Here is a 13130-nt window from a genome sequence, read left to right as displayed (position 1 = left end):
GCCCGGGGTCAGCGCTTGTCGTCGCCGCCGTACCAGCCCTGCTGGTCGCCGGTTCCGCCCTGTCCCTGCTGGTCAGAGCCGTATCCAGGCCCAGAACCGTACTGGCCTCCGTACGGCCCCCCGCCCTGTCCGGGCGTCTCGGAACCGTTGTTCTCACCGGAGTTAAAGAAAGGATCAAGTCCACCCTCGGGCTGTGCCTCCTGCGCCTGCTGGCCCTGGTCCGCGCCCTGGTACCAGCCGTACTGGATCGCGTCCTGGGCGGCCTGCTCACCCGAGGAGGCCTGCTGCTCGGTGCCCTGCGGGGCGTACTGGGAGGGGTCGTAGGAGTACTCGCCCTGCTGGCCGTAGGCCTGCTGCGCGCCGGTGCCGTACTGCTGGGCGGGGCCCGCACCGTACTGCTGGCCGTAGGCGGCCTGCTGGGCGGCGTCGTACCCCTGCTGGGCCGCCGCGTCGTAGCCCTGCTGCGCGGCCTCGGTGCCGTACTGCTGGCCGTAGGCGGCCTGCTGCTGCGCGGCCGCGTCCGCCCCGTACTGCTGGCCGTAGGCCTGCTGCTGGCCGGAGGCGTCGGTGCCGTACTGCCCGTAGGGCTGCTGGGCGCCCGTGCCGTACTGCTGGGCGGCGTCGTAGGCCTGCTGCTGGCCGTAGGCGGCCTGCTGGGCGGCGTCGTACCCCTGCTGGGCCGCCGCGTCGTAGCCCTGCTGCGCGGCCTCGGTGCCGTACTGCTGGCCGTAGGCGGCCTGCTGCTGCGCGGCCGCGTCCGCCCCGTACTGCCCGTAGGCCTGCTGGGCGCCCGTGCCGTACTGCTGCTGCGAGGCGTCCGTCCCGTACTGGCCGTAGGCCTGCTGCGCGGCGGCCTGGGCGGGGGCGGCCTGCTGCTGCGCGGCGTCCTGCGCCGGGTAGCCGGGCTGGGCGAAGGACTGCTGCGCGCCGGTCGGGGGCGGGAACTGCTGCGGGTAGGCACCCTGCTGCGGCATCGCGCGGGGGACCAGAGCGGGGTCGTTGTAGGCCTTCAGCACCGCGAAGCCCACGAAGCCGAGCACGGCGCCCTGGGCGACCGTCTCCAGCATCCGGGCGAAACCGTGGCCGACGTTGAGCGCGCCGATGAACCCGCAGATCACCGTGATCAGGCAGAAGAGCAGGCCCACACCTGTGATGATCATCGCGGTCAGCACGACCGGCGACGCGTTGGGACGGGCCCTCTCGCCGGTCAGCACCAGGAGCACGGCGGCGGCGACGAGGACCGTCAGTCCCACGCCGAAGAAGTGGCCGGCCCCCGCCCCGTACATGGCGCTGGCGAAGGACGTGCGCGCGCCCAGGTCGCTGGACAGGACGATGACCTGGATGAGCCCGGAGAGCATGAGTACGCCCGCGGCCGCGAGCAGGGCCCATGCCCCGGGCAGGCGCAGGCGTTCCAGTGTTTCGTTCTTCAAAAGAGGTTCCCCTCTGCTGCTGCTACTTCGCCGTCACGTCGGTGGAAGCGGCGTCGGGCTGTCAGGTGGATCGGCCACGTCCGGGACAGGAGCGTGGGGACACCGGGCGGGCCGAAGGGTGGGATGGCGACCGCCGCCCCGGGGTTCGCGGACTCCCGGTACCGGAACGGTCACGTATGGGCCGTGCCCCGGTGGGGCAGACGGTCCATACACGCCCCCAGCCTGCCAGACTTGGACGCATGCGGATAGTCGTACCGGCTGGCGGTATCGGCGGTGCGCGGTTCCTCCGGGGCCTCAGGGCCGTACTCGGAACCGACGCGTCGACCGAAGAACGGACCACAGACAGCAGCATCACCGTCATCGGCAACACCGGTGACGACATCACCCTGTTCGGGCTGCGGATCTGTCCGGATCTGGACACGGTGATGTACACCCTGGGCGGGGGGATCAACGAGGAACAGGGCTGGGGCAGGACCGACGAGAGCTTCACCGTCAAGGAGGAGCTCGCGGCCTACGGGATGAAACCCACCTGGTTCGGCCTGGGCGACCGCGACACCGCCACCCACATCGTGCGGGCGCAGATGCTCGCGGCCGGGTACCCGCTGTCCGCGGTCACCGAGGCGCTGTGCGACCGCTGGCGGCCGGGGGTGCGGCTGCTGCCGATGACCGACGACCAGGTCGAGACGCACGTGGTGGTCGACGACGGCCAGGGGCGCCGGGCCATCCACTTCCAGGAGTGGTGGATCAGGCACCGTGCCGCGCTGCCCGCCGAGCAGATCGTCAGCGTCGGCGCGGAGAAGGCCGAGCCGGGTCCCGGCGTGCTGGCCGCGATCGCCGAGGCCGACGCGGTGATCCTGCCCCCGTCCAACCCGGTGGTCAGCGTGGGGTCCATCCTCAACGTCCCCGGTATCCGGGAGGCCATGGCCGCCAAGACCGTCGTGGGCGTCTCCCCCATCATCGGCGGGGCGCCCGTGCGCGGCATGGCCGACGCCTGCCTGAGCGCGATCGGCGTGGAGACCACCGCGGGCGCGGTCGCCGAGCACCTGGGGTCGGACCTGCTGGACGGCTGGCTGGTGGACGAGGCCGACGCGGGCACCGGCGTGGAGGGGGTCGAGGTGCGCTCGCGCCCGCTGTACATGAGCGACCCCGCCGCCACCGAGGCGATCGCACGGGCCGCCGTGGACCTGGCCGTGGAGCTGGCCGAGGGACGGGAGGACCGCGGGTGAGCGCCGAACTGCGTGTACGCGGGCTCGGCGGCATCCCCGAGGTGCGCCCGGGCGACGACCTGACCGCCCTGGTCGCCGACGCCGCTGAGGCCTCCGGAACCCCGCTGGCCGACGGCGACGTGCTCGTCGTCACCTCCAAGATCGTCAGCAAGGCCGAGGGCCGCTCCCGCCGCATGGACCGCGAGGAGGCGATCGACGCCGAGACCGCGCGGGTGGTCGCCCGCGCGGGGAGAACGAGGATCGTCCAGACCCGGCAGGGGCTGGTCATGGCCGCCGCCGGCGTGGACGCCTCCAACGTCGAGCCCGGCACGGTGCTGCTGCTGCCGGAGGACTCCGACGCCTCCGCCCGCGCCCTGCGCGCCGGTCTGCGCGCCCGCCTGGGCGTGAACGTGGGGGTGGTCGTCTCCGACACCTTCGGGCGCCCGTGGCGGGTGGGGCAGACGGACGTGGCCATCGGCGCGGCCGGGCTGCCCGCCGTGCAGGACCTGCGGGGCACGGCCGACGCCCACGGAAACCTGATGGAGGCCACCGTCAACGCGGTGGCCGACGAGATCGCCGGCGCGGGCGAACTGGTCAAGGGCAAGACGGACGGCGTCCCGGTCGCGGTGGTCAGCGGTCTGGGCGGTCTGGTCACCGAGGAGGACGGGCCGGGCGCCGCGGCGCTGGTCCGTCCGGCCGACGCCGACCTGTTCCGGTACGGGTCGCGGGACGTGGTCCCCGCCCGGCGGACGGTGCGGTCGTTCACGGACGATCCGGTGGACGGGGCGCTCGTGCGGCGCGCGGTGGCCACGGCGGTGACGGCGCCCGCGCCGCACCACACCACCCCGTGGCGGTTCGTGCTGGTGGAGTCGGCGCGAACGAGGAAGCGGCTGCTGGACGCGATGCTCCAGGCGTGGGTGGCGGACCTGCGCGGCGACGGGTTCACCGAGGAGCAGATCGCCCGGCGCACCAGACGCGGTGACGTGCTGCGCGGGGCGCCGTACCTGGTGGTGCCGTTCCTGGTGGCCGACGGCGCCCATCCGTACCCGGACGAGCGCCGGGCCGACGCCGAGCGGTCGATGTTCCTGGTGGCGATGGGCGCGGGGGTGCAGAGCCTGCTGGTGGGCCTGGCCATGGAGGGGCTGGGGTCGGCCTGGATCTCCTCGACCATGTTCTGCGCGGACGTGGTGCGCGAGGTGCTGGAGGTGCCCGCGGAGTGGCAGCCGATGGGCGCGGTGGCCGTGGGGTACGCGGCCGAGGCGCCCAAGGAGCGTCCGCCGCGCGATCCGGAGGACTTCGTCGCCGTGCGGTGACCCCCCTACCGCTCCCTGTGCGGCGGCCTCCCCGGGACACGGGTTCCGGGGAGGCCGCCGCGCTTCCTCCACGGCGGGGCCCGTTCTCGGAAAGGCGTCCGCGGGGCCGGACCGGCGCGTCAGTGCGGCCGGTGGGGCGCACGGCGTCATGCTGGTTCGGCCGGGGAACCGACGGGGAGGTGCGGGGTGTCCGTCGAGGAGTACGTGGTCGCGACGCTGGTGATCGTGCTCGCGGTGATCGGGGGCCACCTGGTCGCCGGCCGGCTGCGGGTTCCGGTCGCGGTCGTGCTGGTGCTGCTGGGGATGGCGCTCGGGGTCGTGCCCTGGATGCACTCGATGACGGTCTCCCCCCAGATCATCCTGATGGTGTTCCTGCCGCCGCTGATCTACAACGCCGCGTTCTTCTCCTCCCCCAAGGACATGCGCGAGCAGATACGCCCCATCGCGGTGATGGCCGTGGGTGTGACGCTGGCGACCGCCCTCGGACTGGCGTGGATCGTCCACCTGATGGTGCCGTCGCTGGGCTGGCCCGCGGCGATCGCCCTGGGTGCGGCGATCGCGCCGACGGACGCGGTGGCGGCGTCGGCGATCCTCAGGCGGTCGGGCACGCCGCGCCGGGTGCTGACCATCCTGGAGGGCGAGTCCCTGGTCAACGACGGGGTGGCGCTGACCCTGTTCAGCCTGGCCCTCACCGCGATGGCGCACCCCCTCACGCCCGGGGAGGGCGCGGTGGAGCTGGTGAGGGTCGTGGCGGGCGGCCTGCTCTGGGGCGCGGCGGTGGCCCTGGCGGTGTCGTGGTCGCGCACCCGCATGCGGGACCCGTCCCCGCAGCTGATGATCGCGCTGGTCACACCGTTCGCGGCCTACATCCCGGCGGAGATGGCGGGGTTCTCCGGTGTGCTGGCGGCCGTGGTCGCCGGGATCTACCTGGGCACGCGCGGCGAGGGGCTGCTCCCGCCGCGGGTACGGGTGAGCGGGCGGACGGTCTGGGGCACCCTGGTGGGCCTGCTGGAGTCGATGCTGTTCGTGGTGCTGGGGCTGCAACTGGACGCGGTGATCGCGGCGGTGCGCGAGCGCTTCACCTTCCTGGACCTGGTGTGGGTGGCGCTGGTGACGACGGCCGCGGCGGTCGTCCTGCGCATGGCGCTGATGCTGGCGGCCATCCCGGTACAGCGGCTCCTGCCGTTCCTGCACCTGGAGGTGTCGAACCTGCGCGAGCGGATCGTCATCGGGTGGAGCGGGATGCGCGGGGCCGTGTCGCTGGCGATCGCCCTGTCCCTGCCCGCCGCGGTGGGCGGTGACCCGTTCGACGACCGGGGCTCGCTGGTCTTCGTGGCCGGCGTCGTGGTGCTCGGGACCCTGGTGGGTCAGGGAATGACGCTTCCGCCTCTGCTGCGCCGGCTCGGCATGTCCGAGGGGGACGCGCGGCGGCTGGAGTTCCTGAGGGCCGACGAGCAGATGAGCTGCGCGGCTCTGGACAAGGTGGACGAACTGCTCCGCGAGGGCGAGGTGGACGAGAGGACCGCCGACTCCCTGCGGAGCGTGTACACGCGGCGGCTGTCCCATGTGCGGGGACTGATGGAGACTGAGGACGGCCGGGCGCGCGAGCGGGTGGAGGGCGGCAAGGCCGTGCACGCCCAGATCACGCAGGCCCGTAGGGACGCGCTGGTGTCGATGTACCGGGAGGGCGGCATCGACCACGAGGTGTTCCAGGAGATGAGCCGGGACCTGGACATCCGCGACACGGGAACGGGTCCGTACGGTTCCTGAGGAAAGCGCCGGGGCCTGCGCCCGCGATCAGCACGAGGAGCACGAGGCCGGTCCGAAACCGGGTACTGGCGGGGTTTCTGAGCCTCGTGAACGGTACTGAGTCCCGGAGAAAAACTACAAACTTTATTTCCGGTTTCCGTTGACGCGGCTTCGGGACAACTTTAAGGTTTCTTAACAATTACATGGCTCCCAGAGCCCCTTCGTCTCCCCCGCTCGACGAAAGGAGCACCCCCTGATGCTCGAACACCGCCGCAGGACCACCCCCCGAGGTGCGAAGGCCGCGCTGACCGGTGCCTTCGCCCTCCTGACCGCGGGGCTCCTCGCCGGCTTCGGCCAGCTCTCCCCCGCCCCCGCCGAGGTGGAGACCGTGTCCGACAGCGAGTCCCTCCAGGCGCAGCAGACCGGCCAGTGGCTCACCGGATACTGGCACAACTTCGACAACGGCTCCACCGTGATGCCGCTGTCCGAGATCCCCTCCGAGTACAACCTGGTGGCCGTCGCCTTCGCCGAGAACCACCCCACCCTCGACGGCGGGATCACGTTCGACCTCGCCAGTGAGGAGCTGGGCGGCTACACCGACCAGCAGTTCCGCGACGACGTCGCCGCCGTCCAGGCCGAGGGCCGCAAGGTGATCATCTCCGTGGGCGGCGAGCTCGGGCACGTGGACGTCACCAACGCGACCCAGGCGCGCAACTTCGCCGACACCACGTACGCGCTGATGCAGGAGTACGGTTTCGACGGGGTCGACATCGACCTGGAGCACGGCATCAACGCCCAGTACATGTCCGACGCGCTGCACGACCTGAGCGGCCGGGCCGGCTCGGACCTGATCATCACGATGGCGCCGCAGACCATCGACTTCCAGAGCCCGAACCGTGAGTACTACAAGCTGGCGTCGAACATCTCCGACATCCTCACCATCGTGAACATGCAGTACTACAACTCCGGCTCGATGCTGGGGTGCGACGACCAGGTGTACTCCCAGGGCACCCCCGACTTCGTCGCCGCGCTGGCCTGCATCCAGCTGGAGATGGGACTGAGCCCGGACCAGGTGGGCCTCGGCCTGCCCGCCGTGCAGTCGGCCGCCGGAGGCGGCTACATGGCGCCCAGCCAGGTCGTCCGGGCCCTGGACTGCCTGGAGGCGGGGACCAACTGCGGATCCTTCTCGCCGGACACCCCGTACGGTCCCATCGGCGGCGTGATGACCTGGTCCATCAACTGGGACGCCACCAGCGGCTACGCCTTCGCCGACACGATCTCGGCCCGCCTCGCCGGCGGCCCGGGCGACGGCGGCCCCACGGACGAGCCGACCGACGAACCGACCGACGAGCCCACTGACGAGCCCGGCGACTGCACCTCCCCGGCGTGGTCCTCCGACACCGTCTACACCAGCGGCGACGTGGTCTCCCACGGGGGCTCGGAGTACCGCGCCCAGTGGTGGACCCGGGGCGAGGAGCCCGGGACGACCGGCGAGTGGGGCGTCTGGAGGCTCGTCGGCACCTGCTGACCCGAAGCCGCGTGGAGGGACCCCCGTCCCTCTCCCGCTACACGCGGCTCCCCGGCGGCCCGTCGCACACTCCCCTCGGCGACGGGCCGCCGCCCCCGAAGGAAGGGGCGAAGCGCCGTCCCCCGGCGCTTCGCCCCTTCGCCTCGCGTCCCGGACCCGGCGCGTCAGACCACGGGCAGGGTGGGCCGCAGGACGCTGGGCGCCACGCCGTCGCTGGCCTCGGCGGCGCGCTGACGCTCCTCGGGCACCGGCCCGTAGGCGGTGGTGCGCTGGCGGACGGGTCGGCCCGTCGGGCCGACCAGGGCGCGGATGTCGCTGATGGTCTTGAACGAGCCCTGCCCCGACCCGGCCATCCGGCTGATGGTCTCCTCCATGAGGGTTCCGCCCACGTCGTTCACCCCTCCCGCGAGCAGCTGGCGGCAGGTGTCCTCGGCGAGCTTGACCCACGAGCACTGGATGTTGTCGATGTGCCCGTGCAGCAGCAGGCGGGCCAGGGCGTGCACCGCCCGGTTCTCCCGCACGGTCGGCCCGGTGCGGGCCAGCCCGGCCAGGTAGATGGGCGCGTTGGTGTGCACGAACGGCAGCAGCACGAACTCGGTGAACCCGCGGCGGCCGTTGCGCTCCACCGACCGCTCCTGCAGGGAGCGCAGCAGCTTGATGTGCGCCACCCAGTGCCTCGGCGAGTCCACGTGCCCGTACATCATCGTGGACGTGGTGGGGATGCCCAGGTCGTGCGCGGAGGTGATCACGTCGATCCACTCCCTGGCGGGCAGCTTGCCCTTGGTGAGGATCCAGCGGACCTCGTCGTCGAGGATCTCCGCCGCGGTCCCCGGGATCGAGCCCAGCCCGGCCTCGCGGGCACGGGTCAGCCACTCGCGGACCGGCAGGTTCGTGCGCGACGCCCCGTTGACCACCTCCATCGGGCTGAACGCGTGGACGTGCATGTCCGGGACGCGGTCGCGCACGGCGGAGGCGATGTCGAAGTAGGCGGTGCCGGGCAGGTCAGGGTGGATGCCGCCCTGCATGCACACCTCGGTCGCCCCGGCCCTCCACGCCTCCTCGGCGCGGTCGGCCACCTGCTCCAGGGAGAGCGTGTAGGCGTCGGCGTCGGTGCGCCGCTGGGCGAACGCGCAGAACCGGCACCCGGTGTAGCAGACGTTGGTGAAGTTGATGTTCCTGGTCACCACGTAGGTGACGTCGTCGCCCACCGCGTCCCGGCGCACCCGGTCGGCCAGGGAGGTCAGCGCCTCCAGTTCGGCTCCGTCGGCGTGCAGCAGCGCGAGCGCCTCGTCGTCGGACAGCCCCGCGGGGTCGGACTCGGCGCTGCGCAACGCGGCGGCGATGTCGGGGTCGAACCTGCGCGGCACGGCCCCCTCGCGGTCCACGCCGGAGCGCAGCTCGTCCCAGTCGCCGTAGACGGCGTCGAAGTCCCCGCGGCGGTCGCCGGTGCGGCCCTCGGTGTCGATCTCCGTGTGCAGTTCCGTGCGGCCGGAGGAGACCAGCACCGCCTCGGGCTCCTGCCAGGGGCGGCCCACCACCGGAGCGTCCTCGCGGGCCATGCCGGTCTCGGGGTCGGCGAGCGCGGCCACGTGCCCGGCCACGCGCGGGTCCAGCCACGGCTCCCCGGCCCTGACGTACTCGGGGTAGACGGTGAGCCGCTCGCGCAGCGTGAAGCCGTGGGCGGCGGTGCGCTCGGCCAGGTCGTCGATCTGCGGCCAGGGCCGCTCGGGGTTGACGTGGTCGGGGGTCAGCGGGGAGACGCCGCCCCAGTCGTCGATGCCCGCGCGGAGCATCAGCCCGTACTCGTCCGCACCGCCGTGCTCGGCGCCGATCAGGTTGGGCGGTGCCTGCACGTGCGCCCTGGGCCCCATGACAAGGCGGGTGACGGCGATGGCGGCGGCCATCTCCTCGCGCTCGGCGTCGGGCCGGTGCATCATCGCGGTCTCGGGCTTGGCCCGGAAGTTCTGCACGATGACCTCCTGGATGCCGCCGTAGCGGCGGGCGGCCCCGCGCATCGCGAAGATCGACTCGGCCCGTTCGCTGGTGTTCTCGCCGATGCCGAGGAGGATGCCGGTGGTGAAGGGGACGCTGGAGCGGCCTGCGTCCTCCAGCACGCGCAGCCGCACCGCCGGGTCCTTGTCGGGGCTGCCGTAGTGGGCCTGGCCCCTCTCCGTGAACAGCCGGGTGGAGGTGGTCTCCAGCATCATCCCCATGGACGGGGAGACGGGCTTGAGCCGCTGGAAGTCGGCCCATCCCAGCACGCCCGGGTTGAGGTGCGGGAGGAGGCCGGTCTCCTCCAGCACCATGATGGCCATGGCCCGCACGTAGGACAGGGTGTCGTCGTAGCCGTGGGCGTTGAGCCACTCGGCGGCCTGCTTCCAGCGGTCCTCCGGCCGGTCGCCGAGGGTGAACAGGGCCTCCTTGCAGCCCATGGCGGCACCCTGCCGGGCGATCTCCAGCACCTCGTCGGGCGACAGGAACGGCGCCTCGAGGCGGCCGGGCACCGTGGCGAACGTGCAGTAGTGGCAGCGGTCGCGGCACAGGCGGGTCAGGGGGACGAACACCTTGCGGCTGTAGGTGACGACACCGGGGCGGCCCGCGGCCTCCAGTCCGGCGTCGCGCACCCTTCCGGCGTGTTCGAGGAGGGCCTCCAGGTCCTCGCCCCGGGCGTGCAGGAGCACCTCGGCCTCGGTGACGTCGAGGGTCTTGCCGTCCCTGGCGCGGGCCAGCGCCCTGCGCATGGCGGACGGGGTCGGGGAGGGGCCGGGGGCCGGGTCGTTCACACCACTCATAGAGCGCACCCTACGCCCCTGCCTTTCCCACCTGCGGACGCACCACCGGTCAGCGCGGGAACGCCGGGGGAGCGGAGCCGCGCGCGGGGAACGGGGAGGTGGCGCGCGCGGCGTAGGGTCGGCACGTACGGAGGGAGGCAACGTGCTGAGTCGGCTGCGCGGCGACCCGTGGGTGCGGGCGGCGCTGTTCCTGGTGGTGTGCGCGTGCGCGGGGCTGGCCCTGCACGCGAACTGGGAGCAGGCCGGAGAGGCCGCGGCGTCGCTGCCCCTGTGGGTGCTGCCCGCGGCGGTGCTCGCGGGCATGGCGGGGCTGACCGCCCAGATGCTCGCCTGGCGCGCGCTGCTGGCCGGAATGGGGTCACCGCTGCCCTACCGGGTGGCGGCCCGCGTCATGTTCGTGGGCCAGCTCGGCAAGTATCTGCCGGGCTCGGTGTGGGCGTTCGTCGCCCAGGTGGAGCTGGCCCGCGACTGGAGGGTGCCCAGGTCCCGGGGCGCGGCGGCGACCCTGCTCGCGGTGGCGGTGACGGTCGCGGTGAGCCTGGCGGTCGCGGCGGCGGCGCTGCCGCTGTCGTCGGCGGAGGCCGCCCGCCGCTGGTGGTGGGCCCTCGCTCTGGCCCCTCTGCTGCTCGCCGCGCTGCACCCGCGTGTGCTGGGCTGGGGGATCCGGCTGGCGGCCCGCCCGTTCGCCCGGTTCCGCGAGGTCGCCGAGGCCGGTCCCCTGGACGTGCGGGGCCGGGCCGTGGCCGCCGCCGTGGGGTGGACCCTGGTGGCGTGGGCGCCCCTGGGACTGCACGTGTGGGTGCTGACCTGGGCCGCGGGCGGAGACGCGCTGCGGTCGGTCGGCCCGGCGGTGGGCGCGTACGCGCTGGCGTGGACGCTGGGGCTGCTGGTGGTGTTCGCCCCGGCGGGCCTGGGAGTGCGCGAGGCGGTGCTGGTCGTGGCGCTGTCACCGGTGGTGGACGCCGGCGCGGCGCTGGTGGTGGCGATGCTGTCACGGCTCGTGATGACGGCCGCGGACGTGGGCTGGGCGGGACTGTCGGTGCTGCTGTCGGGGCGTGCCCCCCGACCGCCGGAGACCGTGGACGCGCCGCCCGCCTGATCCGCCGCCGTCCGGGGCGGCGGGGCGCGCCCGGCGCGGGAGCGGACTCCGGCCCTCGGTCCCCGGCGGCCGCCGCCCCTTACGCACCCGCCCCGTGGGAAGTGTGCCGACCATCACACACGCGAGGCCGGACAGCCCGCGAACCCTTTCGCGGGGATCGGGCTAGTACGGGTGTGAGACCACCCCCGCCCCGACCCGACGCGATTGGATCCCCCATGCCCCCTGCCGCCTCGCGGGCCGCCGTGCCCGGCGGCCCGGAACCCGACGCGGCCGTCATCCAGCGGTCACTGGAGGAGCCGACGCGGTTCGGCGAGATCTTCCGCCGCCACGCGCCCGCACTGCACCGCTACGCCGCCCGGCGGCTGGGCGGACCGGACGCCGACGACGTGGTGGCCGAGACCTTCCACATCGCCTTCCGCAAGCGCCACCGCTACGACCCCTCCCGGCCCGACGCCCGCCCCTGGCTGTGGCGGATCGCCGCCAACCTGGTGCGCCGCCACCACCGGGCGGAGACGCGCCACTACCGGGCCCTGGCCCGGACCGGGGTGGACCCCGTCCTGGAGAGCTTCGCCGACCGCGCGGCCGAGCGCGTGGACGCCACGTCGCTGTCCGGCAGCCTGGCCTCCGCCCTGGCCCGGCTCTCCAGGGGCGATCGGGACGCCCTGCTGCTGGTCGCCTGGGGAGAGCTGACCTACGAGGAGACCGCCCTGGTGCTCGGCATCCCGGTGGGCACCGTGCGCTCCCGGCTGCACCGCGCCCGCAAACGCGTGCGCGCCGCGCTCGCCGCCACCGCCACGCCCGCGAAGGAGGACCACCGGTGAACGAGCTCGACCACCTGCGCCGGATGAGGGCGGACGTCCCCGAACCCGGACCCGAGGAACTGGCCATGCGCACGGGCTGGCGTCCGGACGGCGAACGCCCCGTGTCCCGGGCCCGCCCGGTGTCCCTGCTCCCCCTGGCCCTGTCCGGCGCCGCCGTGCTGGCGGCCGCGGCCGTGTTCGCCTTCCTGGTCCTGGGCCCGGTCGACGTCACGGAGCCGGACACGGTCTCCGTGGGGCCTGCTCCCGAGTCCTCCGACGGCTCCGGGAGCACCGACGACGTGATGGAGGTCATGGAACCGGTCATCGAGGCCGCCCGGTCCCAGAACGTCGACGGCGGGACCTGGTACACGCACCTCGTACAGGGCGACGCTCGGGGCGTGGGCGACGCGGAGGACCGCTACGGGATCTACGGGCTCCGGACCTGGGAGACGTGGACGGTCATGGAGGAGGGCACCATCACGAGCCGGGCGGTGTCCACGGACTGGTCGCTCCTGCGGGAGGACGACCGGGACTCCTGGGAGCGCGACGGGAGCCCCACCCGATGGCCCTACGATCCCGACACTGGGGAGGAGGCGGTCCCCGAGGACATGTCGGACCTCGGGTCTCCCTACGAGGACCAGCCCGCGGAGTACGCCTTCGGCACACGTGTGCTGACGCTCGGACAAGTCCAGGCGCTGCCCTCGGACCCGGAGGAACTGGCGGAGCTGCTGCTGGACCAGGAGAGCCCTGACGGGCCCCGGAACGAGGCCATGCTCCTCAGGCCGGTTCTGGAATACCCGCTTCCGCCCGAGGTCCGCGCGGGCGTGTACACCCTGCTCACGCGTGCGGCCGGTGTCCGCACCGTGGAGGGCGTGACCGACGTCTCCGGACGTCCGGCGGTCGGTGTGGCCTACGATGTCGACGCATCTCCGCTGGGAGGGTACGAGCAGCGCATCCTCTTCGACCCGCAGACGGGGATGCTGCTGTCCACCGAGCTGGTCGTGGTCGAGCCCGCAGAGGCAAACGCCGACTGGAACAGACCCGGCGACGTGGTCCGGTACGACCTCTACGAGTCCATGGGCTGGACCGACGAGCGGCCCCAGTGACCTGGATCGGTCCCGGACCCCGGGTCCACCGGCTGCCCCCTCTCCCCCTCGGCCCCAGCCGATCGCTCCGGGCCGGTGCGGAAACCGGACCAGCCGCCCCGCGTCCTC

The 13130-nt window shown here is 73.3% G+C and carries 9 protein-coding genes; 7 read left to right on the top strand and 2 right to left on the bottom strand.

Annotated features, from left to right (window positions below; genetic code table 11):
* Nucleotides 1–8: 8 nt before the first annotated feature.
* Nucleotides 9–1430 carry a hypothetical protein gene (locus A6A08_RS19990; RefSeq protein WP_073704154.1) on the bottom strand — a complete coding sequence of 474 codons (1422 nt, stop codon included), beginning with the start codon at nucleotides 1428–1430 and terminating at the stop codon, nucleotides 9–11.
* A 239-nt stretch (nucleotides 1431–1669) separates the two neighbouring features.
* Between A6A08_RS19990 and cofD the strand changes: the two genes are divergently transcribed.
* The 4 genes from cofD (at nucleotide 1670) to A6A08_RS19970 (ending at nucleotide 7225) form a co-directional block, all read left to right on the top strand.
* Nucleotides 1670–2656, top strand: a complete 987-nt coding sequence (gene cofD, locus A6A08_RS19985) for a 2-phospho-L-lactate transferase (RefSeq protein ID WP_073704153.1) — start codon at nucleotides 1670–1672, stop codon at nucleotides 2654–2656.
* Complete coding sequence (locus A6A08_RS19980; RefSeq protein WP_073704152.1) at nucleotides 2653–3948, top strand: coenzyme F420-0:L-glutamate ligase; 1296 nt, start codon at nucleotides 2653–2655, stop codon at nucleotides 3946–3948. Before cofD ends, A6A08_RS19980 begins: the two co-directional genes overlap by 4 nt.
* Before the next feature lie 186 nt (nucleotides 3949–4134).
* Nucleotides 4135–5718, top strand: a complete 1584-nt coding sequence (locus tag A6A08_RS19975) for a Na+/H+ antiporter (protein ID WP_073704151.1) — start codon at nucleotides 4135–4137, stop codon at nucleotides 5716–5718.
* Between the two features lie 235 nt (nucleotides 5719–5953).
* Nucleotides 5954–7225, top strand: coding sequence for a glycosyl hydrolase family 18 protein (locus tag A6A08_RS19970; protein WP_073704150.1), 1272 nt, complete (start codon nucleotides 5954–5956; stop codon nucleotides 7223–7225).
* A gap of 164 nt (nucleotides 7226–7389) precedes the next feature.
* On the opposite strand, the gene A6A08_RS19965 is transcribed toward A6A08_RS19970, so the two are convergent.
* Entirely contained in the window at nucleotides 7390–10017 is a 2628-nt protein-coding gene (locus A6A08_RS19965; protein WP_073704149.1) for a bifunctional FO biosynthesis protein CofGH, read from the bottom strand.
* 142 nt (nucleotides 10018–10159) lie between these two features.
* Here A6A08_RS19965 and A6A08_RS19960 point away from each other — a divergent pair, with 142 nt between their 5' ends.
* The 3 genes from A6A08_RS19960 (at nucleotide 10160) to A6A08_RS19950 (ending at nucleotide 13022) form a co-directional block, all read left to right on the top strand.
* Nucleotides 10160–11116, top strand: coding sequence for a lysylphosphatidylglycerol synthase domain-containing protein (locus tag A6A08_RS19960; protein ID WP_073704148.1), 957 nt, complete (start codon nucleotides 10160–10162; stop codon nucleotides 11114–11116).
* Between the two features lie 215 nt (nucleotides 11117–11331).
* Nucleotides 11332–11937 carry an RNA polymerase sigma factor gene (locus tag A6A08_RS19955; RefSeq protein WP_073704147.1) on the top strand — a complete coding sequence of 202 codons (606 nt, stop codon included), beginning with the start codon at nucleotides 11332–11334 and terminating at the stop codon, nucleotides 11935–11937.
* Entirely contained in the window at nucleotides 11934–13022 is a 1089-nt protein-coding gene (locus A6A08_RS19950; RefSeq protein ID WP_073704146.1) for a CU044_5270 family protein, read from the top strand. Before A6A08_RS19955 ends, A6A08_RS19950 begins: the two co-directional genes overlap by 4 nt.
* The last annotated feature ends 108 nt before the right edge of the window (nucleotides 13023–13130 follow it).

This window comes from Nocardiopsis sp. TSRI0078 (assembly GCF_001905145.1).
Taxonomy (GTDB): Bacteria; Actinomycetota; Actinomycetes; order Streptosporangiales; family Streptosporangiaceae; genus Nocardiopsis.
The sequence above is the reverse complement of the archived record's forward strand: the minus strand, read 5'-3'. Positions and strand labels throughout refer to the sequence as shown.

What these genes read in the sequence shown, in the direction of transcription:
- cofD (WP_073704153.1), top strand. Translation starts at nt 1,670, where the DNA reads ATGCGGATAGTCGTACCGGCTGGCGGTATCGGCGGTGCGCGGTTCCTC.
- A6A08_RS19970 (WP_073704150.1), top strand. Translation starts at nt 5,954, where the DNA reads ATGCTCGAACACCGCCGCAGGACCACCCCCCGAGGTGCGAAGGCCGCG.
- A6A08_RS19965 (WP_073704149.1), bottom strand. Translation starts at nt 10,017, where the DNA reads ATGAGTGGTGTGAACGACCCGGCCCCCGGCCCCTCCCCGACCCCGTCC.
- A6A08_RS19955 (WP_073704147.1), top strand. Translation starts at nt 11,332, where the DNA reads ATGCCCCCTGCCGCCTCGCGGGCCGCCGTGCCCGGCGGCCCGGAACCC.